Origin of the sequence: Luteibacter sahnii (assembly GCF_034063545.1) — a bacterium.
Taxonomy (GTDB): domain Bacteria; phylum Pseudomonadota; class Gammaproteobacteria; order Xanthomonadales; family Rhodanobacteraceae; genus Luteibacter; species Luteibacter sahnii.
In genome coordinates this window covers 417,348-443,365 of record NZ_JAQLOK010000002.1, presented here as the reverse complement: position 1 = coordinate 443,365, position 26,018 = coordinate 417,348, and the positions used below count along the sequence as shown (strand labels likewise).

General features: G+C 65.8%; 18 protein-coding genes and 2 tRNA genes. 17 read left to right on the top strand and 3 right to left on the bottom strand.

Annotation, left to right across the window (positions count from 1 at the left end):
• Nucleotides 1–253: 253 nt before the first annotated feature.
• The 6 genes from PI246_RS07315 to PI246_RS07290 all read left to right on the top strand — a co-directional run bounded on the left by PI246_RS07315 (nt 254) and on the right by PI246_RS07290 (nt 6,974).
• Nucleotides 254–3,529 carry a TonB-dependent receptor gene (locus tag PI246_RS07315; RefSeq protein ID WP_320550626.1) on the top strand — a complete coding sequence of 1,092 codons (3,276 nt, stop codon included), beginning with the start codon at nt 254–256 and terminating at the stop codon, nt 3,527–3,529.
• A gap of 167 nt (nt 3,530–3,696) precedes the next feature.
• Entirely contained in the window at nt 3,697–5,094 is a 1,398-nt protein-coding gene (ppnN, locus tag PI246_RS07310; protein ID WP_320550625.1) for a nucleotide 5'-monophosphate nucleosidase PpnN, read from the top strand.
• A gap of 110 nt (nt 5,095–5,204) precedes the next feature.
• Nucleotides 5,205–5,360 carry a DUF3309 family protein gene (locus PI246_RS07305; RefSeq protein ID WP_320550624.1) on the top strand — a complete coding sequence of 52 codons (156 nt, stop codon included), beginning with the start codon at nt 5,205–5,207 and terminating at the stop codon, nt 5,358–5,360.
• An 82-nt stretch (nt 5,361–5,442) separates the two neighbouring features.
• Nucleotides 5,443–6,087, top strand: coding sequence for an SOS response-associated peptidase family protein (locus tag PI246_RS07300; protein WP_320550623.1), 645 nt, complete (start codon nt 5,443–5,445; stop codon nt 6,085–6,087).
• Nucleotides 6,088–6,234: 147 nt separating this feature from the next.
• Nucleotides 6,235–6,837 carry a DNA-3-methyladenine glycosylase gene (locus PI246_RS07295; protein ID WP_320550622.1) on the top strand — a complete coding sequence of 201 codons (603 nt, stop codon included), beginning with the start codon at nt 6,235–6,237 and terminating at the stop codon, nt 6,835–6,837.
• Nucleotides 6,838–6,897: 60 nt separating this feature from the next.
• Nucleotides 6,898–6,974: transfer RNA gene (locus PI246_RS07290), tRNA-Asn, on the top strand.
• 66 nt (nt 6,975–7,040) lie between these two features.
• On the opposite strand, the gene PI246_RS07285 is transcribed toward PI246_RS07290, so the two are convergent.
• Nucleotides 7,041–7,529: a GspH/FimT family pseudopilin gene (locus tag PI246_RS07285; RefSeq protein WP_320550621.1), complete on the bottom strand. Its 489-nt coding sequence runs from the start codon at nt 7,527–7,529 to the stop codon at nt 7,041–7,043.
• 122 nt (nt 7,530–7,651) lie between these two features.
• Here PI246_RS07285 and uvrB point away from each other — a divergent pair, with 122 nt between their 5' ends.
• Entirely contained in the window at nt 7,652–9,673 is a 2,022-nt protein-coding gene (uvrB, locus tag PI246_RS07280; RefSeq protein ID WP_320550620.1) for an excinuclease ABC subunit UvrB, read from the top strand.
• 56 nt (nt 9,674–9,729) lie between these two features.
• Nucleotides 9,730–9,804 (top strand) — tRNA-Val (locus PI246_RS07275).
• A gap of 98 nt (nt 9,805–9,902) precedes the next feature.
• On the opposite strand, the gene PI246_RS07270 is transcribed toward PI246_RS07275, so the two are convergent.
• On the bottom strand, nt 9,903–10,757 hold the full coding sequence (locus tag PI246_RS07270) for a hypothetical protein (RefSeq protein ID WP_320550619.1): 855 nt from the start codon (nt 10,755–10,757) through the stop codon (nt 9,903–9,905).
• Nucleotides 10,758–10,916: 159 nt separating this feature from the next.
• On the opposite strand from PI246_RS07270, the gene PI246_RS07265 reads away from it, so the two are divergent.
• The 4 genes from PI246_RS07265 to recD are packed head-to-tail and all read left to right on the top strand — an operon-like array spanning nt 10,917 to nt 20,280.
• A complete protein-coding gene (locus PI246_RS07265; RefSeq protein WP_320550618.1) occupies nt 10,917–11,339 on the top strand; it encodes a CopD family protein in 423 nt (140 codons plus the stop codon).
• A gap of 3 nt (nt 11,340–11,342) precedes the next feature.
• Nucleotides 11,343–14,765: an exodeoxyribonuclease V subunit gamma gene (gene recC / locus PI246_RS07260; protein ID WP_320550617.1), complete on the top strand. Its 3,423-nt coding sequence runs from the start codon at nt 11,343–11,345 to the stop codon at nt 14,763–14,765.
• Nucleotides 14,762–18,409 carry an exodeoxyribonuclease V subunit beta gene (gene recB / locus PI246_RS07255; RefSeq protein ID WP_320550616.1) on the top strand — a complete coding sequence of 1,216 codons (3,648 nt, stop codon included), beginning with the start codon at nt 14,762–14,764 and terminating at the stop codon, nt 18,407–18,409. Before recC ends, recB begins: the two co-directional genes overlap by 4 nt.
• Complete coding sequence (recD, locus tag PI246_RS07250) at nt 18,406–20,280, top strand: exodeoxyribonuclease V subunit alpha (protein WP_320550615.1); 1,875 nt, start codon at nt 18,406–18,408, stop codon at nt 20,278–20,280. Before recB ends, recD begins: the two co-directional genes overlap by 4 nt.
• An 88-nt stretch (nt 20,281–20,368) precedes the next feature.
• Here recD and PI246_RS07245 read toward each other — a convergent pair whose 3' ends face one another.
• Nucleotides 20,369–21,376: an NAD-dependent epimerase gene (locus PI246_RS07245; protein ID WP_320550614.1), complete on the bottom strand. Its 1,008-nt coding sequence runs from the start codon at nt 21,374–21,376 to the stop codon at nt 20,369–20,371.
• A gap of 233 nt (nt 21,377–21,609) precedes the next feature.
• Here PI246_RS07245 and thrS point away from each other — a divergent pair, with 233 nt between their 5' ends.
• From thrS to pheS, 5 genes are all read left to right on the top strand, one after another.
• Nucleotides 21,610–23,511 (top strand): threonine--tRNA ligase, encoded by a 1,902-nt coding sequence (thrS, locus tag PI246_RS07240; RefSeq protein ID WP_320550613.1) that lies wholly within the window; start codon nt 21,610–21,612, stop codon nt 23,509–23,511.
• Between the two features lie 30 nt (nt 23,512–23,541).
• Nucleotides 23,542–24,084 (top strand): translation initiation factor IF-3, encoded by a 543-nt coding sequence (infC, locus tag PI246_RS07235; RefSeq protein ID WP_407069802.1) that lies wholly within the window; start codon nt 23,542–23,544, stop codon nt 24,082–24,084.
• Between the two features lie 229 nt (nt 24,085–24,313).
• Nucleotides 24,314–24,511 carry a 50S ribosomal protein L35 gene (gene rpmI / locus PI246_RS07230; protein ID WP_036114929.1) on the top strand — a complete coding sequence of 66 codons (198 nt, stop codon included), beginning with the start codon at nt 24,314–24,316 and terminating at the stop codon, nt 24,509–24,511.
• A gap of 14 nt (nt 24,512–24,525) precedes the next feature.
• A complete protein-coding gene (rplT, locus tag PI246_RS07225) occupies nt 24,526–24,885 on the top strand; it encodes a 50S ribosomal protein L20 (RefSeq protein ID WP_072322974.1) in 360 nt (119 codons plus the stop codon).
• Nucleotides 24,886–24,995: 110 nt separating this feature from the next.
• Nucleotides 24,996–25,988: a phenylalanine--tRNA ligase subunit alpha gene (gene pheS / locus PI246_RS07220; RefSeq protein WP_320550612.1), complete on the top strand. Its 993-nt coding sequence runs from the start codon at nt 24,996–24,998 to the stop codon at nt 25,986–25,988.
• Nucleotides 25,989–26,018: the final 30 nt, after the last annotated feature.

Sequence of the window (26,018 nt, the reverse complement as noted above, 5' to 3'; positions counted from 1 at the left end):
CATCCGTAGGAAAAAGTGGTATTTATCAAACCAGCGTGAATTCGTTACAAATCTGTCATACAATGCCGTTAAAGTGGTCTTAACAACTGTCGCCGCCGGCTCCAAGGAACTGAGCCGCCTACGTCACACGCAGAGCTGACACGCCACCTTTTTGGGGAACCGCCAAGACGAATACCACACACCCGGCTCGCCGCCGGGCGTCCTTTCGTCTGGCCCGAATTTTTCCGTTGCACGCCACAGGGTCGACCATTAGATGAATAGCCGAATCCGCGCCAAACTCTTGCCGCTCGCGATCGCTTCGCTGCTCGCGGCGCCTGCCTTCGCGCAGGACACTTCGTCCGCCATCAGCGGCCGCGTCCTCGACGCCAGCGGCCAGCCGGTCGCGAATGCCGACGTCAAGCTCGTCCACGAGCCGTCGGGCACCACCAAGATCGTGCAGACCGATGCCGAAGGCCGTTATTCGGCGCAGGGCCTGCGCGTGGGCGGTCCGTTTGACGTGGTGGTCAGCAAGGGCGGCCAGCCGGTCGTCGAGCAGGACAACGTGTTCCTGGCCCTGGGCCAGGTCACCGCCGTGAACCTGAGCGCGGCGCCGGCCGCCGCCGCCACGAGCGCGCAGTCGCTGGAAGGCGTCTCGGTCACGGCCACCTCGGTCAACCAGACCTTCACCCCGGACAACAAGGGGCTGTCGACCAACATCTCCCGCAAGGAACTGGAAACGATCCCGACCCCGGGTCGCTCGATCCAGAACGTCGTGCGCATGGATCCGCGCGTGGTCATCACCGACCGCGCCCGTGGCGAAATCTCGGCCGTTGGCCAGAACAGCCGCTACAACAACATCACGGTCGACTCCGTGTCGGCCAACGATCCGTTCGGCCTGAACGCGAACGGCCTGCCGACCCTGGGCACGCCGATCTCGCAGGACGCGATCGAGTCGTACCAGATCTCGACCGCCAACTACGACGTGGCCACCCGCCGCGGCGTCGGCGCCAACATCAACGCCGTCACCAAGAGCGGTACGAACGACTTCCACGGGTCGGTCTACTACGCCTTCCAGAACAAGGACATGATCGGCGACAACGAGATCGGCAAGGAATACGCCGGCTTCGATCGTCAGTTCACCGCGGGCGGCACGCTCGGCGGCCCGATCATCAAGGACAAGCTGTTCTTCTTTGGCCTCGTCGAGAAGAGCAAGCAGATCGGCTCGGGCAGCCCGTACGGTCCGTCGGATTCCGGTGCGGCCACGCCGGTGAAGGGCCTGACGACCGCGCAGCTGAATCAAGTGCGTAGCATCGCTTCGCAGCTCGGCTTCGGCGACATCGGCTCGGTCGGTGGCGGCAATTCCAATCTCGAGGACAAGCGCTACCTCGGTAAGCTCGACTGGAACATCACGGACAACCACCGCGCCAGCTTCACCTTCAGCCAGACGAAGGAAAACAAGCCGGTGATCACCGGTTCGGACACCAAGCTCGTCCTGTCGAGCGGCTGGTACAAGACGGCGGCCGACAATAAGTCGTACGCGCTGCACTTCTACGATGACTGGTCCGACATCTTCTCGACCGACACCACCGTGTCGTACGCCAAGTTCCACCAGGACCGCAGCCCGTACAATGGCGTGGACATGCCGGACGTGACCGTCTACCCGACCACCTTCGCCAACGGCGGCGGTGTCGAGTTCGGTACGGAGTTCTCCTCGCAGGCCAACGTGCTCGACGTGAAGTCGTGGAACGCCGCATGGGCAGGCAGCCTGTATCTGGGCGACCACACCATCAAGGGTGGTTTCGACTACGAGAAAGACAAGTACTACAACCTGTTCCTCCAGGGCGCCTTCGGTAGCTACACGTTCGAAGAACTGCCGGCCGCCAACGGCGCCAATAACGGTCTGGCCAATTTCGCCGCCGGCAAGTACTGGAAATACAGCTATAACCGTCCGGCTAACGGCCTTGGCCTGAATGACGTTGCCGCGGCGTACAGCCTGCAGCAGTGGGGCGTGTTCCTGCAGGATACCTGGCAGGCGACCCCGAACCTGTCGATCCAGTACGGCTTCCGTGTCGACATCCCGCTGATGAACGACAAGCCGCTGTACAACGCCAAGTACGTTGCCGCTTACGGCCAGACCAACCAGTACACGATCGACGGTCATCGCGTCGTTCAGCCGCGCATGTCGTTCAACTACATGTTCGACACCGAGCACATGACGCAGCTGCGTGGTGGCGCCGGCCTGTTCGTGACCAACCAGCCGGCCGTGTGGCTGGGCAACATCTTCTCGAACTCCGGTGTGACGCAGACGCAGTTCACCTGCGGCCCGACGCAAAGCGCGCCCTGCAACGCCGCCGGCGGTCCGCTGCCGCCGTTCAGCACGAACCCCGCCGCCCAGAACGATGGTGCGGCCGGCGGTCAGCAGACGGTCAACGTTGTTACCAAGGACTGGAACATTCCGACCGCATGGAAGCTCAGCCTGGGCTTCGACAAGGAGCTGCCGTGGTGGGGCCTGGTGGCCTCGGTCGATTACGAGCACATCGACCAGCGCGACGCGATCTACTTCAAGAACCTCAACCTCGGTGCGCCGACCCTCGTCGGTCCGGATGGTCGTAACTTGTACTGGAGCAAGTTCGGCGATCCCAGCAAGGGTGGTGGCACGGCGCGCGCGAATGCCAACAAGGCCTTCTCGGGTTCGACCATCGAACTGGGCAACACCAGCAAGGGCAAGGCCGAGAGCCTGGCCATGACCCTGAAGAAGAACTTCTCCGACGACTGGTCGGCGATGGTCGGCTTCACCTGGAGCCGTTCGACCGAAGTCAACCCCGGCACCTCGAGCGTCGCCAGCTCGAACTACAACAACAACTACGTCTACAACGCGAACGAAGACAAGGCCAGCACCTCGAACTATTCGGTGCCGCGCCGCGTGATCGCCGCGTTGACCTGGCAGCATGCGTTCTTCGGTGACTACAAGACCACCGCGAGCATGTTCTACGACGGCCACTCGGCCTACCCGTACACGTGGTCGTTCGGCAACGACGCCAATGGCGACGGCATCACGAACAACGACGTTGCCTTCATTCCGCGCCAGGGCCAGGTCGAGTTCACGCCGGGCACCAGCCAGGCGCTGATCAACTCGTTCTACGATTACATCCAGCACAACGATTACCTGAAGGACCACCAGGGCCAGCCGGCGCAGCGCAACGGCGACCGCGCGGGCTGGATCAACCAGGTCGACCTGAGCTTCCAGCAGGAAATCCCGGGCCTGTTCGGCAAGGATCGCGGTGTCGTCAAGCTCGACATCTACAACTTCGGCAACCTGCTGAACAAGCACTGGGGTATCGAGAAGCGCGTGAACTTCCCGGGCGGTCGTGGTCTGGCGGATTACGCGGGCGTCGACCAGGCGACCGGCAAGTACATCTACAACATCACCGGCAGCAAGTACTCCAACGGCAACAGCTACCAGCCGCTGGCGATCCCCACCTACATCAACAACAACGACGACCTCGCTCAGCGCTGGTCGGTGCTGCTGACCGTCAAGTACACGTTCTAATCGGTTACCCCGACGATCGATGCACACAGCCGGCCCCGCGAGGGGCCGGCTTTTTTCGTGGCCGCGGGCTTGACCCCCGCCGCCGCGCCGCGTGATCCTAGGCGGTCCGCCCCAGTTCCCGGGGCGGGGTTCGCCGCTAATTCGCGGTCAGAAGGACAGGTCACACCATGAATGCCATCCAGTTCGGGGAGCCGGTTTCCGGCAAGACGGTCAGCGCCCGCGTTTCGCCGGCAGGCGGCCTCGATATCCTCTCCCGCAACGAGGTCGCGCGCTTGCGCGACGCGAGCGGGTCCGGGCTGCACCAGTTGCTGCGCCGTTGCGCGCTGGCCGTGCTCACGTCGGGCAACCTGTCCGACGAGCCGGGTACCATTTTCGAGCAATACCCCGACTTCGATATCCAGGTGCTGCAGGAAGACCGCGGCATCAAGATCGAGCTGAAGAACGCGCCGGAGCAGGCGTTCGTCGACGGCCGCATCATCCGCGGCATCAACGAACTGCTCGTGGCCGTGGTGCGCGACATCGTCTACATCTCCACCCAGTTGGAGAGCGGCGGCTTCGATCTGGACGAGACGGTGGGTATCACCCATGCGGTGTTCGAGATCCTGCGCAATTCGCGCATCCTGCGTCCGCAGGTCGATCCCAACCTGGTGGTTTGCTGGGGTGGCCACTCGATCTCGCGCGACGAATACGAATACACCAAGCGGGTGGGCTATCAGCTCGGCTTGCGCGGCATGGACATCTGCACGGGCTGCGGTCCCGGCGCGATGAAGGGGCCGATGAAGGGCGCCACCATTGCCCACGCCAAGCAGCGTCGCAAAGGCAATCGCTACATCGGCATCACCGAGCCAGGCATCATCGCCGCCGAATCGCCGAACCCGATCGTCAACAACCTGGTGATCATGCCGGACATCGAGAAGCGTCTGGAGGCGTTCGTGCGCCTCGGGCACGGCATCATCGTGTTCCCGGGCGGCGTGGGCACGGCCGAGGAAATCCTCTACATGCTCGGCCTCCTGTTGTTGCCGCAGAACCAGGAGATTCCGTTCCCGCTGATTTTCACAGGGCCCCAGCAGTCGGCCGCCTATTTCGAGCAGATTGATCGCTTCCTGCGCCTGTGCCTGGGCGACGAGGTGTCGCGCCACTACCGCATCATCATCGACGATCCGGCCGCCGTGGCCCACGCGATGGTGTCGGGCATCGACAAGGTGCGCAACCACCGCCTCGACAACAAGGACGCCTTCTTCTTCAACTGGGCACTGGATATCCCGCTGCCGTTCCAGCAGCCGTTCCGTCCCACCCACGAGGCTATGGCCTCGCTGGCGCTGCACCGCGATCGTCCGCGTCACGAGCTGGCGGCGGATCTGCGTCGGGCGTTCTCGGGTATCGTGGCCGGCAACGTCAAGGAAGACGGCGTTCGCGCCATCGCCGAACACGGTCCGTTCGTGATCGATGGCGAGGCCGACGTGATGCGCGCGCTCGACGACCTGCTCAAGGCCTTCGTCGCACAGCATCGCATGAAGCTTCCGGGCGGCACCGCCTATGAGCCCTGCTATGTGGTGCGGACCTGACCCATCCGACCCTTGGCTGAACGTGACGTCGGGGCATGGCCCCGCGTCACACGGTCTAGACGGCCAAGCGCGCGACGATGCGACCGCCTATTTCGGCGGAGGGAAGTCCCATGCTCGTCACTATTCTGCTCATCGTGTTGCTGATCGCGTTGGTCGGCGGCCTGCCCACCTGGGGTTATTCGCGTTCGTGGGGCTACGGCCCCAGCGGCGGTATCGGCGTGGTGCTGGCCATCATCCTGGTGTGCTGGCTGCTCGGCGTGTTCTGATCGCTATGCGTTCGCGGCCGGGTTCGCCCGGCTGCGACGTGCGCACGTTGCGAACGGCGCCATTCCGGTCACGATGACCGCCATGGAAGCCTGCTACGAACTCATGCCGCCCTGGGCGGTCACTCGCGGGACCCGCGGTGCGCTGCGCGTGCTCGGTATCGACGCGGAAACCGCGTTGGGTGCGTACGGCGTGTTTCCCCGCATCGAACCCGGCAGCTACGCGCCGGTGGTGTGTTCGGTGGACGGGTGTGTGTCTCTCCACGGAAAACGCTGGGGCATGCTCCCCGGGTGGTCCACGCGCCCCGAGCTGGCTTACCGCACCGCGTTTGTCGAGGCTCGGCTGGCGCCGTCTCGACCGGCCTACCGGGAGGCTTTCGTCGCGCGTCGCTGCCTCATCCCGGCGACCGGGATGTACGTTATGGGAATGAAGGGCGAGGTGTCCGAATCGCTACTGGCCCGGCCCGTGCGTGACCGCCTGCTATGTATGGCGGGGCTCTGGAACCTGTCGGGCGACGGGGTTTTCTCCTACTCGGTGCTCGTCCGCCACCTCACCACGTCGCGTGAGCCCGTCATCGTGTCGCCTACCTCATGGGAGGCGTGGCTGCACGGCGATGTCGATGTCGCGCAGGCCATCGTCGACCAGGCGCTGACACCGGAACTCCGATACTACGCGTCGTCCTATCGCGTGCCCGTGCCGTCCCGAATCTGGGCCAACGACCACGCCTGACCCTGGAGTGGCTATGTCGCGTCCCCATCATCCCGGCCCGGACACGGGCCGCATCCCCCCGGGTACGCCGGCGCCGCCGGCGGACGACATGCCTGTCAAGCGGCCGGGCCCCGACCCGGATACGGATGGCGAGTGGCCGGCGTCCGCATGACTCAGGCGAGGATTCGCTGGCCGGGCACACCGCTGCCGCGTTCGTTTTTCCGCCGCGACGCACGGACAGTCGGTCCGGAACTGCTGAACAAGGTCCTGGCTTCGGCGGACGGAAGGGCGGGACGCATCGTCGAGGTAGAGGCTTACGTCGGGGCGATCGACCCGGCGGCGCACACCTTTCGCGGCAAGACCCCTCGCAATGCCACGATGTTCGGTCCGCCCGGTCACCTGTATGTCTACTTCACCTATGGGATGCACTGGTGCAGCAATGCCGTCTGCGGTGACCGCGACGGCTCCGGCGTGCTCATCCGTGCGCTTGAGCCGCTCAAGGGCATCGAACGCATGCGCGAGGCCCGGCCGAAAGCACGAAAGGAGCGCGAACTGTGCAGTGGGCCGGCGCGCCTGACGCAAGCGATGGGCATAACGGGTCAGCACGACGGCATCGACCTCGTTCGGGCGCGTGACGGCTTTACGATTCTTGACGACGGCATGCTGGCGCCGGAGAGCGTGCCCGGCTGCGCCCGCATCGGCATCCGCGAGGGCACCGACCTGCTCTGGCGATGGTTCGTGGCCGGCAACGCGCACGTCTCCCGTCCATGATGGCCCGTGCCGCGGACGCTTGACAGGCCCTCCCGATATCCACAAAATACGTGGCTCCCCGCCCGAATAGCTCAGCCGGTTAGAGCACTTGACTGTTAATCAGGGGGTCGTTGGTTCGAGTCCAACTTCGGGCGCCAGATTCGAAAAAGCCGTGCAGCGATGCACGGCTTTTTTCGTGGTAAGTCCGGCGAATTGCCGCGTTTTCAGCGAGGGCAATCGCCGGTCGTGCGCACGGTCGTCGTCTCGACCCGCGCACGCCCCGCCGAGGCGATCACCAGTCGCATCGGGGGCACCCGTCGCCCGCTGACGCAGAAGGTGATCGTGCGATTGCCGCCCGTGGTGCCTTCCGCCGTGAAGGCGATACCTCCGTCCCTGTTGGCGTAGCCGTACAGGGTCGCGTGCAGCGCTTCGTGGCTGGCTTCCGGGCGTACCCGTCCGCCATGCGTCGTCAGCCAGCCCTGGGCCCAGCCCCCCGATCCCGGGCGTGGCGTGACGGCCACCGGCGAGCCTGCGGCCACGGCAAGCATTCGGGCGCGACCCAGGTCGTCGCGAAGTGCGCCCACTGCGTGTCGGAGCCGCCGTCGGGCCAGGGCATCGTCGAAGCGGGGGAGGGCCAGGGCGATCGTCAGCCCGACGATGGCCAGCACCACGAGCAACTCGGGCAGGGTGAAGCCGCCTGGGCGGAAGCGCATCGAGGGATACCCAAACCCTTGATCGTCGGCGACTTGCCGGGACCGTCCCATCGGGTGCCGGCGTCACGTCGCGTAGGCGCCGGCGCTTTAAACTCAGGCTCCGGACCCGCATATCGTCAGCCATGACCGATCGCTTCCAGCTCGTCTCTCCCTATAAGCCTTCCGGCGACCAGCCTGACGCCATCCGTAAGCTCGTCGACGGTTTCGAGGCCGGCCTGGCCGCCCAGACCCTGCTTGGCGTTACGGGCTCCGGCAAGACGTTCACGATCGCCAATGTGATCGAGCAGGTGCAGAAGCCCACCATCGTGCTGGCACCGAACAAGACATTAGCGGCGCAGCTGTACGGCGAATTCAAGGAGTTTTTTCCCCATAACGCGGTGGAATACTTCGTCAGCTACTACGACTACTACCAGCCGGAAGCCTACGTGGTGGCCTCGGACACCTTCATCGAGAAGGATTCGAGCATCAACGACCATATCGAGCAGATGCGGCTGGCGGCGACCAAGGCGCTCCTGTCCCGCAAGGACGCCTTGATCGTGGCGACCGTGTCGGCGATCTACGGCCTGGGTGATCCCGAAGACTACATGAGCCTTCGCCTCATCCTGTCTCGCGGCGAACACATCGACCAGCGGGCCCTCATTCGTCAGCTGACCGAGCTGCAGTACGTGCGCAACGAGATGGAGCTGCGTCGCGGCACCTATCGCGTGCGTGGCGAAATCATCGACGTCTTCCCCGCGGAATCGGAAAGCGAGGCCCTGCGCATCGAGCTGTTCGACGGCGACGTCGAGAACCTGTCGCTGTTCGATCCGCTTACCGGCGAGGTGCTACGCAAGGTGCCGCGCTACACGGTGTATCCGAAGACGCACTACGCGACCACGCGCCAGAGCGTGCTGAACGCGATGGAGACGATCAAGATCGAGCTCTCCGAGCGACTGGAGCAGCTCTATCGCGACAACAAGCTCGTGGAGGCCCAGCGCCTCGAGCAGCGCACGCGGTTCGATCTGGAGATGATGGCGGAGGTGGGCTTCTGCCAGGGCATCGAGAACTACTCGCGGCACATGACGCGGCGTGGACCGGGCGAGCCGCCGCCGACGCTGTTCGACTACCTGCCGCCGGATGCCCTCATGGTGGTGGACGAATCCCACGTGACCGTGCCCCAGCTGGGCGCGATGTACAAGGGGGATCGCTCCCGCAAGGAGACCCTGGTCGAGTTCGGTTTCCGCTTGCCATCCGCCATGGATAACCGTCCGCTGCGGTTCGAGGAGTGGGAACGCCGCAAGCCACGCGCGATCTACGTGTCGGCGACGCCAGCGAAATACGAGCTCGACCACGCCGACGGCAACATCGTTGAACTGGTGGTGCGTCCTACCGGCCTGATCGATCCGGAGGTCGAGGTACGTCCGGTGCGCACGCAGGTCGACGACCTGCTGGGCCAGATCCGCGAGCGCGTGGCGATGGGCGACCGCGTGCTGGTCACCACCCTGACCAAGCGCATGTCGGAAAATCTCACCGACTATCTCTCCGAGCACGACGTGAAGGTGCGTTACCTCCATTCGGATATCGATACGGTCGAGCGCACCGAAATCATTCGCGACCTGCGCCTGGGCGAGTTTGACGTATTGGTGGGCATCAACCTGCTGCGCGAGGGCCTGGACATGCCCGAGGTGTCGCTGGTGGCTATCCTCGACGCCGATAAGGAGGGGTTCCTGCGTTCGACCCGGTCGCTCATCCAGACGATCGGCCGCGCGGCGCGTAACGTGCGCGGCAAGGCCATCCTGTACGCCGATGAGATCACGGGCTCGATGAAGGATGCGATGGACGAGACGGCCCGTCGTCGCGAAAAGCAGATCGAATACAACGCCGCCCACGGCATCACGCCGAAGACGGTGGTCCGCCGTATCGCCGATATCATGGAAGGCGCGCGGGCGGACGTCGGATCGCGGGGCAAGGGCAAGAAGGGCAAGGACAGCCGCAAGGTCACCGAGGAGGTCGCCGATTACTCGGCGCTCACGCCGGAGCAGGCGGGCGTCACGATCAAGAAGCTCGAGGCCCGCATGTACAAGCACGCGCAGAACCTGGAATTCGAGGAGGCGGGCAAACTGCGCGACGAGATCCACCGCCTCCGGGAGAAGGCCCTTCGTTGACCCGCTGCAGACCCCTTGCGCGCGGCACCGACTGCCAGTAAACTGCGCAGCTCTTCGGGCGGTTAGCTCAGCGGTAGAGCACTACCTTGACATGGTAGGGGTCACAAGTTCGATCCTTGTACCGCCCACCACTTTCCTCAGTCGGCAAGTGGCATGAAGAAAGAACAGAAGGAGCCGATTGGCTCCTTTTTCTTTGCCTGCGACTTGCTTGTTTGTGGGGACCTGTTCGTCAGGTGCCGCGGGCGGCGTCCAGCGCATCCGCGGCCACCGTATGTCCCATCGTCCGCAGAAGCACCCCGATGACGGCGATTGTGCCACCCAAAAAGGCGACGAGCACGCCGCCCGCCCACAGGGCCAGTTGGAGCTTGGTCGGTACGTGATCGAGCCGCGCCATGACGGCCTCGAATGCCGCGTCGAATCGGTTCTCCAACCCTTCGAAGCGTGCATCGGACTGGTTTTCCAGGCCTTTGAAGCGCGCATCAAACTGGTTTTCCAGGCCTTTGAAGCGTGCATCAAACTGGTTTTCCAGGCCTTTGAAGCGTGCATCAAACTGGTTTTCCAGGCCTTTGAAGCGTGCATCGAGCTGGTTTTCCAGGCCTTTGAAGCGTGCATCGAACCTGTTCTCCAAGCCTTCGAGGCGTGCATCGAACCTGTTCTCCGAGCCTTCGAAACGTGCATCGAACCTGTTCTCCAAGCCTTCGAAGCGTGCATCGAACTGGTTTTCCAAGCCTTCGAAGCGTGCATCGAACCGGCCTTCGAGACCGTTGAAACGTGCATCGAACTGGCCGCCCATCCCGTCGAAGCGTACATCAAAGCGGCCCTCCGCTCCGTCGAAGCGGATGTCGAACCGACCTCCCACGCCCTCCAGTTGGGAGGCCAGGCCCGTCAGCGTCGATTCAACGCGACCCAGACGGTCGCGGATCAGGCGGACGTCGTCGCGCACCTCGTCGAGGTCACGGCGCACGTAGGTCATGTCGACTTCGAGGGCGGCGAGGCGGGGTTCCATCTCTGGATGTTGCGGCGGCTCACCCGGCGGCACAACGCCTTTCCTCGGATGATCCCATTTTCGCTTGGTGACGGCCATGATCGTTGTTTCCCACCGGTGGCATCGTCTTGAGTATTCCCTGACGCGGTCCCGCCATATGTCGGCCGTGCCCGCGACCGTCACGGTCGTTTTGTCGGCCGTGGCATCCGGGGACGGCCGACCGGCTAAACTGGCGCTTTCCCGGCGGAGTGCCAGACGGTGGCCTACCTGATCGTCAAGTCGCTGCATATCGTGTTCGTCATCGCCTGGATGGCTACGGTGTTCTACCTCCCGCGCATCCTCGTGAACGTGGCCGAAGCCGCTGAGGATCCCGTCGTCGTGCGCGACCGCCTTCACCTCATGGGGCGGCGCCTCTACCGGTTCGGTCACAGCATGTTCGGCCTGGCGTTCGTGTTCGGCCTCGTGCTCTGGCTGTATTTCCATATCGCGGGCGGTTGGCTGCACGCGAAGATCGCGCTGGTCGTGGTGATGCTGGGCTACTACCTGTGGTCCGGGCGCCTGCTCAAGCGGAGCATGGCCGGGGGGGCATTGCCCACGGCCAAGACGTTGCGCCTGCTCAACGAACTGCCGGTATTCGTGTTGCTCGCGATCGTGTACCTGGTCGTCGCCAAACCGTTCTGACGCGTGAGCGACGACGGCACCATCGTTCCGGGGCTCATGGTCCTTCACGGCAACCGCCTGGAGGAATTGCGCGACGTGCTCGCCGACTGGTTGCGCCGGACGCCCCTGACGCCCCTGGAAGACGAGCGGGTGCTGGTGCAGTCCAACGGTATTGCCCAGTGGTTCCGCATGGCCCTGGCGCGGGGCCTCGACGACGGCGGCCTCGGCATAGCCGCCGCCGTGGACGTCGAACTGCCGGGTCGGTTCCTTTGGGAGGCCTACCGCGCCGTGCTGGGGCGCGACGCGGTGCCACCGGAATCGCCGTTCGACAAGTCGCGCCTGGTCTGGCGCCTGATGCGCCTCGTGCCCTCGCTGTCGCGCGAGCCGGCGTTCGAACCGCTGGCGGCGTTTCTCGGCGATGGCAGCGATGCGCGCAAGTGTCATCAACTGGCCGAGCGCCTGGCCGATCTCTACGACCAATACCAGGTGTATCGCGCGGACTGGCTGACCGACTGGGCCACGGGCCGCGACATCCTCCGCGACGCCCGCGGTGGCGCGGCGACGATGACGCCGGCCGACCGTTGGCAGGCGGCGCTCTGGCGCCGGCTCCTGGACGACGTCGGGCCCGGCGAGGCGGAAAGCCACCGTGCCGCCGTCCACGCGCGCTTTCTCGCGGCGGTGGCCGGGGACGGGGAGCGTCCCTCGACGCTGCCGCGCCGCATCGTGGTGTTCGGTATGTCGTCGTTGCCCCGGCAGACGCTGGAAGCCCTTTCTGCCTTGGCACGGTGGTCGCAGGTGTTGCTGGTGGTGATGAATCCGTGCCGTCACTACTGGGCCGACATCGTCGACGATCGCGAGTTGCTCCGGGCCGAGCGACGGCGCCAGCAGGCCAAGCCGGGCATGCCGGTCACGCCGTCCGTGGAGGACATGCATCTCTACGCCCATCCGTTGCTGGCATCCTGGGGCAAGCAGGGTCGCGACTACATCCGCTTGCTGGACGAGTTCGATCACCCCGACACGTACCGCGAACGTTTCACCGCGTGGGACCAGCGCATCGATCTCTTCGTGGAGCCGACCCAGGACACGCTCCTGGGCCAGGTGCAACGGGCGATCCTCGACCTGGAGCCACTTCCGCCGGAAAAGCACCCCCTGACGGACGGCGACACGTCCATCGCCTTTCACGTCGCGCATTCGCCGCAGCGCGAGGTGGATATCCTGCACGACCAGTTGCTGGCGCGTTTCGACGCGGCGCAAAGCGCGGGTGACCCGATCCATCCGCGCGACGTGATCGTGATGGTGCCGGACATCGAAACCTACGGTCCGCACATTGAGGCCGTGTTCGGGCGCGTGCCGCGCGACGATCCCCGTTACATCCCTTACAGCATTGCCGACCGCGCCTCGCGAGGCAGTGTTCCCCTGGTGATGGCGCTCGACATGCTGCTCGGCCTGGGTGAGTCGCGATTCGGCGCCGGCGAGCTGGCCGACCTGCTCGACGTGCCGGCGGTGCGCCACCGGTTCGGTCTTGGCGACGACGATCTGCCCCTGCTCCATCGTTGGGTGGAGGGCGCGGGGATCCGTTGGGGCCTCGACGCCCGGCAACGCGCCTCGCTGGGACTGCCCGCGCTGGAGCAGAACACCTGGGCGTTCGGCCTGCGCCGGATGCTGCTCGGTTACGCGGTCGGCAACGGCGAGGCCTGGGGCGGCATCGAGCCCTATGGCGAGGTGGGCGGGCTCGACGCCGGCCTGGTCGGCCCGCTCGCCGACCTCCTCGAAGCCCTCGGACGGTATGGCCGACTGTTCGCCGAGCCGGCCACGCCGGACGCATGGGCGCCGCGTCTGCGTGAGCTGCTGCGCGATGTCTTCGAGCCTGTCGACGCAGACGACCGCATGCGTCTCCAGCGCCTGCATGAATCGCTCGATGCCTGGGAGTCCGCCTGCGCAGGTGCGTCGTTCGCGGAGCCGCTGCCCGTCGACGTGGTGCGTGAGGCCTGGCTCGGACAGCTGGACGACGGCGGGTTGTCCAAGCGATTCCTCGCTGGCGCGGTGAGCTTCGGCACGCTCATGCCGATGCGCGCGATTCCGTTCCGGCTCGTGTGCCTGCTCGGGATGAACGACGGCGACTATCCGCGCGTGCGCCCCGCGATGGACTTCGACCTCATGTCCCGCCCGGGTGCGTGGCGTCCCGGCGATCGCTCTCGTCGGGAAGACGATCGCTATCTGTTCCTCGAGGCGCTCCTGTCGGCACGTGACGCGTTGCACATCGGTTGGGTCGGGCGCAGCGTCCGCGACAACGGCGAACGCGCGCCCTCGGTGCTGGTCGGGCAACTGCGCGATTACCTTGACGCGGGCTGGCGAGCGGCCGATGGGGGCAGCGCCATCGACGCGCTGACCGTCGTCCATCCGTTGCAACCGTTCGGCAGGGCCTATTTCCAGGCGGGCGATCCTCGTCTTTTCACCTACGCCGGCGAATGGCGCGAGGTGCACGACGAGCGCGCGCGCGAAGCGGACACGGTGCTGACACCGCCCATCGTGGAGCGCCCCTTGTCGCTGGCCGTGCTCCGGCGTTTCCTGCGTCATCCGGTGCGCGAGTTCTTCCAGGCGCGGCTTGGCGTTCGCTTCGAACGCCCCGACGTGGCCAGCGACGACGTCGAACCGTTCGCGCTCGACGGACTCGACCGCTTCGCCATGACCGACGTCCTGCTGCGGGCCGCGCTGCGCGACGAGGCGAACGCAGACCTGTCGATCGCCGCTGCGGCGTTGCGACTTCAACGGGCCGGTGCCCTTCCGATGGGAGGGTTCGCCGCGTCCGCCCGTCGTGAGCTCACCGCCCTGGCGGAGGCGGTGCACCGACGTGTCGTCGACGAACGTCGCGCCTGGCCCCACGACGCGGGAAAGCGCGAACTGCGGCTGGTGGTGGGTGACCTCGTCATCGAGGACTGGCTCTCCGACCTGCGCGCGGACGACCAGGGGCGGCTCGCCGCCCTGCTGCCTTCCCCGGCGCCCGTGCTTGACGTCGACGGCGTCCCTCGCGCGCACCGGCTCGTCATGCCCTGGATCGACCACCTGGCCGCGCAGGCGGCGGGCTTCTCGCTCGAAACGCGGTATGTCGGGCCCGACGCGACGGTCGTCATGACGCCGCTCGATCCCGGTACCGCGAACGCGATGCTTGGCGTGCTCGTCGGCCTCTGGCGACAGGGCATGACCGGTCCGCTGCCGGTGGCCCTGAAAACGGCGTTGGCCTGGCTGGCGGGCGATGCGGACGACGCCGCCCGGCGCGCCCGTGCCACCTACGACGGTGCGGGTGATCGCTCGCGCGGCGAAGTGGATGGCGATCCTTACCTCCTGCGTGCCTGGCCAGACTTCGACACGATGCTGGATGCGGGCTTTATGGACGTGCTGGCGCCGTATCGTGATTTTCTGGCCGCACTGCGGGTGGAAACGACATGAACGCGCCGGTCGAAACGTTGCGTCCGCTCGACATGCCGCTGGAGGGCATCCGGCTGATCGAAGCCAGCGCAGGCACGGGCAAGACGTGGACGATCGCGGCGCTCTACGTGCGGGCGATGCTCGGTCACCACCTTCCGCAGCCGCTCCTGCCGCCACAGGTTTTGGTGGTGACCTTCACCGAGGCGGCCACGCAGGAGCTGCGCGAGCGCATCCGGGCACGACTGGTCGAGGCCGCCGCCGCGTTTCGCGCGGGGCAGGGCGGCGACGCGTTTCTCGCCGGGCTGGTGGGCGAGTTTGCTCCGGATACGCATGCGGCCTGCGCACGCCGGCTCGAGATGGCCGCCCAGTGGATGGACGAAGCCGCGATCTTCACCATCCACGGCTGGAGCCAGCGCATGCTGATCCAGCACGCCTTCGGCAGCGGCCACGCATTCGCGCAGACGCTCGAGCCCGACGAGACGGCGTTGCTTGCCGATTGCGTACGCGATTACTGGCGCCAGGCGTTCTATCCGATGGATGAAGCCGCGCTCGCCCCGGTGCTGGAAGCCTGGCGCACGCCCGATGCCCTTCTGGCGGACCTGCGTCCGCTGCTGTTGGGGGGTGAGGCTGTTTTACGCGTCAATGGCGACGTGCTCGCCGACGACGTCGCCCTCGATGACCTCCTCGCGCGACGATGCGCCTGGGACGACGAGAACCGGCGGCGGCTCGAGGCGGCGGCGCAGGCATGGCTTGCCGACGCGGCGTGCATCGAAGCGATCGTACTCGAGGCGGTGCACGACAAGGTGCTACACAACGGCTGGTACAAACCCGATCGCGTGCCCGCCGACATGGCCGCGATGCGACGCTGGGCCGCCACACGCGACGCGAGTGGTTTCGACGTCTCCCGTTATGCCGCTTCCCGACTGGCCAAGGCGACCGGCAAGGGCAAGGCGCGGCCGGAACACCCGGCGTTTGCCGCCCTGGAGCACTGGCACGCGTGGCAGGCGGGCAAGGTGTCCGTGCAGCACGCGATCCTGGCCGACGCCCTCGTGAAAGTGCGCGAGCGGCTCGCCGCGCAGAAGCGCCGGCGGTCGCAGATCGGTTTCGACGACCTGCTGCTTCGCCTCGACGCGGCCCTGGCGTCGCCAGGCGGGCACACGCTCGCCACGACGATTCGCCAGCAGTATCCCCTGGCGTTGATCGACGAGTTCCAGGACACCGATCCCCTGCAATACCGCATCTTCCGCGCGATCTACCGAGAGGCGCCGGACGCTGGGCTGTTGCTCATCGGCGATCCGAAGCAGGCGATCTACGCGTTCCGTGGCGCCGATATCCACACCTACCTGTCGGCGCGTTCGGAGGCCCAGGCACCGCACTACAGCCTCGACACCAACCATCGCTCCAGCGCGGGGATGGTCGACGCGGTGAACGCGCTGTTCTCGCACGCCGAATCCCATGCCACCGGCGCGTTCCACTTCCCCGACCGCGGCCTGCCGTTTTCACCCGTGAGCGCGCGGGGACGGGCCGAGCGGTTCGTGCTCGACGGCGAAACCCAGGCTGCCTTGCACCTGTGGTTGCTCGACGACGAGGTGCCCATTGGCGTGCGCAGCTACCGCGAGCAGATGTCGGCCGCGTTCGCCACCGGCATCGTGCGGTTGCTCGACGCGGCCCGGGTGGGACGTTGCGGGTTTCTCCGGGACGACGGGTCGCTACAGCCGCTGGTTCCCGCAGATATCGCCATTCTCGTGCGCAGCCATAACGAGGCTCGGGACGTACGCGCGGCATTGGATGCACGTGACGTGCGCAGCGTGTTCCTGTCCGACCGTGATTCCGTGCTCGATAGCGACGAGGCGGCCGACGTGCTTTTCTGGCTCCGCGCGGTGGCCGAGCCGTCGTCGGATGTCGCGATGCGCGCCGCCCTCGCCACACGCACGCTGGACCTGGGCTACGGTGAGCTGGAGCGCCTCAATACCGACGAAGCGCACTGGGAACGGCGCGGCCAGCAGTTTTTCGCCTGGCGCGAGGTCTGGCGTCGCGCGGGCGTGCTGGCGATGCTGCATCGGCTGCTGCATGACTTCGACTTGCCGGGGCGCCTGCTCGGCACCAAGGGCGGCGAACGTCGCCTGACCAACCTGCTGCACCTGGCCGAACTGCTACAGCAGGCTGCCGCGACGATCGAGGGCGAACAGGCGCTGATCCGCCACCTCGCCGAACGCATCGCCGATCGCTCCGGGCACACCGGCGACGAGCAGATCGTGCGCCTGGAGAGCGACGACGACCTGGTGAAGGTGGTCACCATCCACAAATCCAAGGGCCTGGAATATCCGCTGGTGTTCCTGCCCTTCATCTGCGCGGCGGGCGGCACACGGGCAGGGCAGGGCTATCGCTACCACGATGGCCACGGTGCGCAGGTCGAGTTGCTGTCTGCCAGCAGCGACGCGGCGGGCGATGCCGTGCGCGATGCGAAAGACGCGGCCGAGCGCGCCGCGCTACAGGAAGACCTGCGCCTGGTGTATGTCGCCCTGACACGCGCGCGGCACGCCTGCTGGTTGGGCGTCGCCCCGGTCTGCTATAACGCCGCGCGCAAGCCGCAACTGCACCGGTCCGCGTTTGGGCACCTGCTCACCGGCGGCACCGAGATCGACAATGGCATGCTCGAAGGACTCTTGAGGGTCTTGGCCCGCGCGAGCGAGTCGATCGCGGTTGACTACATGCCGGCGCCCTCGGACGAACGCTATCGGCCGCCTCGCGAGGCGGTGCGCCCGTTGCCGGCGAGGATGCCGGTCGCGAGGTCCGCCGACGCCTGGCGCATCGCGAGCTACAGCGCGCTGCGTTACGACGAAAGCGAGGTACCCGAAACACCGGCGGACGACGTCATCGTGGAATACCAGGCCGAAGCGGTCGCCGAGCCGCTGCGCGCGGCGACCATCCACGGCTTTCCCCGGGGCGCGGATGCCGGCACCTTCCTGCACGACCTGCTCGAATGGGTGGCTGAGGAAGGGTTTGCCGCGATCGCCGCCGACCCGCCCCGCTTGCGCGACATGATCGCCCGGCGTTGCGAGCGGCAAGGTTGGACGCACTGGATCGACGTGCTTCTGGAATGGATGCTTGGTTTGCTGCGCATGCCCTTGGCGCTGCCCGGCGGTGGCACGCTCGCGATGGCATCGCTCGACGACCCGCGCCGCTACCGTGCCGAGATGGAGTTTCTCTTCGAGGCGCGTGGCGTGGACACGTTGGCCCTGGATCGTATCGTCCGCGACGACACGCTTGGGGGCGAGGCACGGCTGCCGCTGTCGTCGGATCGGGTCAACGGCATGCTCAAGGGCTTTATCGACCTCATCGTGGAACACGACGGGTGCTGGTACGTCGTCGACTACAAGTCCAACTGGCTCGGCGTCGACGAGCGCGCGTATACGGTCGCGGCGATGCGCCGGTCGATCCTCGGCTCGCGCTATGAGCTTCAATATGCGTTGTACCTCCTCGCGCTGCATCGCTTGCTGCGTGCCCGGCTGGGCCAGGCCTACGATTACGAGCGCCACGTCGGTGGCGCGATCTACCTCTACCTGCGCGGCGTCGATGGCGATGGCCACGGCGTGCATGCGGAGCGTCCACCGAAAGCCATGATCGATGCGCTCGACGCCTTGTTCGCCGGGGTGGGCGCATGACGACAGACATCCATGCGTGGCTCGATCTCGCCGTGCACGAAGGGCGCCTGCGCTCGGTGGATCGCGCCTTCGCACGGTTTCTCGCCACCCTCGATGCATCGGCGGACCCGCGCGTACTGGCCGCCGCGGCGATCGCGAGCCGTGAGCTGGGCGAGGGGCATATCTGCGTCGGCGTGGAGACGATCGCGTCGATCGAGCCATGGCTTTCCGGCGTCGTCGACGGCCTGAAGGGTTCGCCCCTCGTGGCGGGTCCGAACGGCGATCCGGCCACGCCGCTCGTGCTCGACGAGGCGCTGCTTTACCTTCGCCGGTTCTGGCGCCATGAAGTGCAGGTCGCCGAGGCGATCGTCCACCGACTCGCGCCGGTGGAGACACCCGACGAATTGAGCGGCGAGATCGCGCGTTTGTTCCCCACGGGCGACGCCGGGCCGGACTGGCAGAAGATCGCCTGCGCGATCGCCGCGCGTGGCACGTTCACCGTGATCACCGGCGGTCCCGGCACGGGAAAAACCACCACCGTGGTGCGCCTGCTCGGCCTGCTGCAGACGCTGGCGTATCGGCGCGGCGAGCCACGCCTGCGCATTCGCCTCGCTGCGCCCACGGGCAAGGCGGCCGCACGCCTGAATGCGTCCATCGCGGCGCAGATCGAACAGCTCGACGTCGAACCGGCAGTGAAGCAGGCGATTCCCGCCGAGGTGGCGACGCTGCACCGATTGCTCGGCAGCCGTCCGGATAGCCGGGCGTTTCGTCACGACCGCGACAACCCCTTGCACCTGGACGTGCTGGTGATCGATGAGGCGTCGATGATCGATCTCGAACTCATGGCGGCCACGCTCGACGCGCTGCCGCGGGGCGCACGCGTGGTGCTGCTGGGCGACAAGGATCAGCTGTCCTCGGTCGAGGCCGGCGCGGTGCTCGGCGATCTCTGCGCGCGTGCCGACGGCGGGCACTACGACAAAGCAACGCGCGACTGGCTTTGGATAACGTGTGGCGACGACGTGTCGCCGTGGAGCGACGGCGATGCGCGGGCGCTCGACCAGCGCGTGGTCATGCTCCGCCACAGCCGCCGTTTCGGTATGCACAGTGGCATCGGTGAACTCGCCGCGGGGATCCACCGAGGCGACATGGACGCGGCGCGGCAGGCTTTCGCAGGGGCTGGCGGCGATATCGCGCTGCTCGCGCCCTCTTCTGCCGCCGTCGCGACGCTGGCGATCGACGGGCGTGGTGGCGCGCCCGGCTATCGCGCGTGGTTTGACTGGATCGAGCGCGAACGGCCAGCGGCCGATGCGCCGTTCGGTGACTTCGAGGCCTGGGGCACCGGCGCGCTACGGGCCTACGCACGGTTTCAGCTGCTGTGCGCGTCGCGCCACGGCGACACTGGCGTACCCGAACAGAACGCGCGAATCGAGCAGGGTCTGGTCGATCGGGGCTACATCGATGCCGGGCGCGACTGGTATGAAGGGCGACCGGTGATGGTCACGCGCAACGACTACGCCATCGGCCTCATGAATGGCGATGTGGGCGTCACGCTGTGGGTGCCGGATGGACAGGGCGGCATGGCGTTGCGGGTCGCATTCGGCGTGCTGGATGACCAGGGGCGCGAGCGGACCCGTTTCGTCGTCCCCAGCCGGTTGTCGGCCATCGAAACGGTTTATGCGATGACGGTGCACAAGTCGCAGGGTTCGGAGTTTGAACATGCCGCGCTGGCCTTGCCGTCGGAGCCATCGCCGGTGCTGACGCGGGAATTGCTTTATACCGGCGTGACGCGTGCCCGCACGCATTTCACGCTGCTGGCGTCTGACGACATCGTGGCGTACGCCATGGGGCGGAAAACGAACCGGGCTTCCGGATTGCTTCGTCGTCTTCTCTGATGGGCGTCAGCGCGGGTGGGAGGGGACCCTGTCCGCGAACCCTCAAGGGGGCGGCGACGGCGCGAGTGACGCCGTGGCCGCCCTGGTTCTAAACCCCGTAAAAATCCACGTACCACCGTGCGAACCGGGCGACGCCTTCATCGACGGCGGTCGACGGGGCGTAACCCACGTCCCGCCGCAGCGCCGACACGTCGGCCCAGGTGTCAGGCACGTCGCCCGGCTGCATCGGTAGCAGGTTTTTCTCGACGCGACGGCCGAGATGCTTTTCGAGCAGGGCGATGAAGTCGAGCAGTTGCACCGGCTCGTCGTTGCCGATGTTGTAGACGCGGTAGGGCGCCGACGAGGTGCCGGGGTTGGGCGCCACGGGATCGTACGCGGGATCGGGCTGGGCGGGATGGTCGAGCGTGCGGATCACGCCTTCGACGATGTCGTCGATATAGGTGAAATCGCGGCTGTGCTGGCCATGGTTGAACACGTCGATGGGCTCGCCGCGCACGATGCGCTTGGCGAACAGGATCGGCGACATGTCCGGGCGGCCCCAGGGCCCATAGACGGTGAAAAAGCGCAACCCGGTCGTCGGCAGGTTGAACAGGTGACTGTAGGTGTGCGCCATCAGTTCGTTGGATTTCTTGGTCGCCGCGTAGAGGCTCACCGGGTGGTCCACAGCGTCTTCCACCGCGAAGGGCATCTTGCGGTTCGCGCCGTATACCGAACTGGAGGACGCGTAGACCAGATGCCCCACGGCATGGCGGCGGCAGGCTTCCAGCACGTTGACGAAGCCCACCAGGTTGCTCTGAACGTAGGTGTGCGGATGCGTCAGGGAATAGCGCACGCCGGCCTGGGCGGCCAGGTTGACGACACGTTCGGGCTGGAACCCGGCGAAGGCCGCGTCCACCGCGGCCTGCTCCGCCAGGTCGGCGCGCCGGTGCGTGTAGCCGGGGTGCGTCGCGAAGCGGGCGAGGCGGGCTTCCTTGAGCGCCGGGTCGTAGTAATCGTTGTGGTTGTCGAGGCCGAAGACCGTATCGCCGCGTGCGAGCAGGCGTTCGGTCAGGGCCGCGCCGACGAAACCGGCACTGCCGGTAACCAGGATGCGCATGGGCTCGCCCAGGAAGAAGAGAAGACGCCCCATTGTAGCGGAGCCCGGCGTTGACACGGCGCGAGGCCTGAACTAGCTTTCCCGGTATTCACGAGACGAAGGTGGCCCGCGGCAACGCCGGCCGAGTGTGCGACATGCGGACTACCAGCGCCCCAACCTGAGCCCCTCGCCACGTCTTCGACACCACCGAAGGGCGCCTGGCGCCCTTTTTGTTTGTCCGGAAAACCGTTCCCATGATCCAGATCACGCTCCCCGACGGCAGCCAGCGTCCGTTCGACCATCCCGTGTCCGTGCAGGACGTCGCCGCCTCGATCGGCGCCGGTCTCGCCAAGGCAACGCTCGCCGGCAAGGTCGACGGCACGCTGGTGGATGCCAGCTTCACCATCGACCGCGACGCCGCGCTCGAGATCGTCACCGACAAGAGCCCCGAGGCGCTGGATATCCTGCGCCATTCCACGGCCCATCTGCTCGGCCAGGCCGTGCAGCGCCTCTTCCCGGGTGCCCAGGTCACCATCGGCCCGGTGATCGACAACGGGTTCTATTACGACTTCGCGTACGAGCGGCCCTTCACCCCCGACGATCTCGCTGCCATCGAGGCCGAGATGGAAAAGATCGTCAAGGAGCAGATTCCGGTCACCCGCTCGGTGAAAGATCGCGACGACGCGATCCGCTTCTTCCGCGGGCTGGGCGAGGAGTACAAGGCGCAGATCATCGAGTCGATCCCCGCCGGCGAAACGCTCTCGCTCTATACCCAGGGCGAGTTCACCGACCTGTGCCGCGGCCCGCACGTGCCGAATACGGGCAAACTGCGCGCGTTCAAGCTCATGAAGGTCGCCGGCGCCTACTGGCGCGGCGATTCCAACAACGAGATGCTCAGCCGCATCTACGGTACCGCCTGGCTCAACGACAAAGACCTCAAAGCCTACCTGGTGCAGCTGGAGGAGGCGGAAAAGCGCGACCATCGCCGCATCGCCAAGGAACTCGACCTGTTCCACCAACAGGAAGAAGCCCCGGGCATGGTGTTCTGGCACCCCAAGGGCTGGGCCATCTGGCAGACGGTGGAGCAGTACGTGCGCGGCGTGTACCGCAAGAGCGGCTACCAGGAAGTGCGCGGTCCGCAGATCATGGACGTCAGCTTGTGGAAGAAGTCCGGCCACTGGGACAACTACCACGAGAACATGTTCTTTACCGAGTCGGAAAAGCGCACCTATGCGCTCAAGCCGATGAACTGCCCGGGCCACGTGCAGATCTTCAACGCCAACCTTCATAGCTACCGCGACCTGCCTATCCGATACGGCGAATTCGGCGGCTGCCACCGCAACGAGCCGTCGGGCGCCCTGCACGGCATCATGCGCGTGCGCGCCTTCACCCAGGACGACGGCCACATCTTCTGCACCCCGGCGCAGATCGAAGCCGAGGTGGCGGCGTTCCACCAGCAGGCCATGCAGGTCTATGCCGACTTCGGGTTCGAAGACATCGCCATGAAAATCGCCCTGCGCCCGGAGAAGCGCATCGGCGCCGAAGAGGTCTGGGACAAGGCCGAGGATGCCCTGCGCAAGGCGCTGTCGACGGCCGGCGTGACCTGGGAGGAACTGCCGGGCGAGGGCGCGTTCTACGGCCCCAAGATCGAATACCACATGAAGGACTCGATCGGCCGCACCTGGCAGGTGGGCACGATGCAGGTCGATTTCATGATGCCCGAGCGTCTCGGGGCGGAATACGTCGACGAAAACAGCCAGCGCCAGCACCCGGTGATGCTGCACCGGGCCATCGTGGGTTCGATGGAGCGGTTCATCGGCATCCTCATCGAGCACCACGCGGGCTTGCTTCCGCCCTGGCTCGCCCCCATCCAGGCGGTGGTGTTCGGCATTACCGACGCCCAGGCCGATTACGTTCGCGAGGTAGCGCAAGCCCTTGTCGGGCAAGGCTTCCGGGTGGACGCCGATTTGCGCAACGAGAAGGTCGGATATAAAATCCGGCAGCATACGATGCAGAAGGTGCCTTACCTGATCGTGGTCGGTGACCGCGAGAAGGAGCAGGGTACCGTTTCCATACGTACACGCGGCGGTGAAGACCTCGGCAGCATGCCGTTGGCCGACTTCGCGGCGAAACTGGAGGCCGAGGTCCGTCGCTGACGCGCGGGCCCGGCATTAGGGTTCATTCTTCTGGAGGATAGCGTTATCGCTACGACCGATAACAAGGGCAATCGCAAGAACAACGAGATCCGCGTGCCCAAAGTGCGCGTGCTGGGTCCCGAAGGCGAGCAGTTGGGCATCATGGACACCCGTGACGCCATTCGCCGCGCCGAGGAGGACGGTCTCGACCTCGTCGAAATCCAGCCGAACGGCGACCCGCCGGTCTGCAAGATCATGGATTTCGGCAAGTTCAAGTTCGAAGCCCAGAAGAAGGCCCAGGCCGCCAAGAAGAAGCAGAAGCAGGTCGAAATCAAGGAAGTCAAATTCCGGCCCGTGACCGATGTCGGCGACTACGACATCAAGCTTCGCAAGATGCGCGCTTTCCTCGAAGAGGGCGACAAGGTGAAGGTCACGATCCGTTTCCGCGGCCGTGAAATGTCCCATCAGGATCTGGGCCAGAACCTCGCCAAGAAGATCCAGCTCGACATCGGCGAAGAGGGCGTGGTGGAGTCTTTCCCTCGCCTTGAGGGTCGTCAGATGGTCATGATGATCGGCCCGAAGAAGAAGGTCTGATCGTTTTGAACGGCGCCGTATGGCGCCGTTCTCATTTGCCTGCGAGATTCCTCGTCCCGGCGCCGTCGTTGACGCGCTTCGCGATGTAGGCAAGCTCCCGGATTCCATGTAGAATGCCCGGCTCGGCCCGCATGGATGGGCCGATCACCGTACCCGGCAGGATGGAAAGCGCAGGCGCTCAGGTGCCCGCCGCCGGCTCAGTCAGCAACCGAAGATACGGAGCATTCCGATGCCCAAGATCAAGACCAACCGGGCGGCCGCGAAGCGTTTTCGCAAGACCGCGTCGGGCAAGTTCAAGGCCGGTCACGCCTTCAAGTCGCACATCCTGACCAAGAAGTCGACCAAGCGTAAGCGCGGCCTGCGCGCTCCCAACCACGTCAAGGCGTGCGACACCAAGGGTGTGGCTCGCATGTTGCCGTATCTCTAAGGGAGGCCTGAATCATGGCTCGTGTTAAGCGTGGTGTTACCGCCCGTCGTCGTCACAAGAAAATCATCGGCCGTGCCAAGGGCTACTACAACGCCCGTCGCAAGGTCTTCCGCGTAGCGAACCAGGCCGTCATCAAGGCCGGCCAGTACGCCTATATCGGCCGCAAGCAGCGCAAGCGTCAGTTCCGCGCCCTGTGGATCGTCCGTATCAACGCCGCCGCCCGTCAGTTCGGTCTGTCCTACAGCCGTCTGATCAACGGTCTGGCCAAGGCCAATATCTCGGTCGACCGCAAGGTCCTCGCCGACCTCGCCGTGCACGATATCAAGGCATTTGGCGCGATCGCAGAGAAGGCTAAGGCCAGTCTGGCTGCGTAATCCGCTTTACCACGCGCGGTAACACCTGCCGCGCGATGATGGATGACGTGGGGAGAAGGCCTTGCCTTCTCCCCACGTTTTTTTGTGGGCCTGAAAAGTCAGGAAAACCGATGGAATCGATCGAGCATATCGACGCCTCCCTGCGCGACATCGAGTCCGCCGCCTCGCTTGAGGCCCTGGATGCCGTCCGTGTCGCCCTGCTGGGCAAGAATGGCGCGGTCACCGCCGCTCTCAAGGCCCTGGGCCAGCTCTCCGCCGATGAGCGCAAGGCGCGTGGCGCCGAGGTCAATCGCGCCAAGGAGCGCCTGGCCGATGCGATCGCCGTGCGCAAGCAGGCCCTGGAGCAGGCCGAACTCGACCGCCGCCTCGCGTCCGAGCGCGTCGACGTGACCCTGCCGGGGCGCGACGGCGACTTCGGCGGCATCCATCCGATCACGCGTGCCCTGGAGCGCATCGCCAACATCTTCGGCCGGCTCGGCTACCAGCGTGCCGACGGTCCGGAAATCGAAGACGACTGGCACAACTTCGAGGCGCTCAATTTTCCGCCGCACCATCCGGCGCGTGCCATGCACGACACCTTCTACTTCGGTGACGGTCGTCTCCTGCGTACGCACACCTCGCCCGTGCAGATCCGCTCGATGCAGGGGCGCCAGCCGCCAATCCGCATCATCGCGCCGGGCAAGGTCTATCGCAGCGATTCGGACCAGACCCATTCGCCGATGTTCCACCAGATCGAAGGCCTGCTGGTGGACGAAACCTCCAGCTTCGCCGACCTCAAGGGCACGCTGGCCGAGTTCGTCCGCGCCTTCTTCGAGCGCGACTTCGAGATGCGCTTCCGGCCGAGCTATTTCCCTTTCACCGAGCCCTCGGCCGAGGTGGATATCCGCTGGGACGCCGACGACGGCACCACCCGCTGGCTCGAGGTGCTCGGGTGCGGCATGGTCCATCCGAACGTGCTGAAAAACTGCGGGATCGATCCGGAGCGCTACAGCGGCTTCGCCTTCGGTCTTGGCGTGGAGCGCTTTGCGATGCTGCGTTATGGCGTGGGTGACCTGCGCGCGTTCTTCGAGAACGACCTGCGCTTCCTCCGCCAGTTCGCCTGATCCGCCCACCCTGTTCAACGAGTCGCTCCC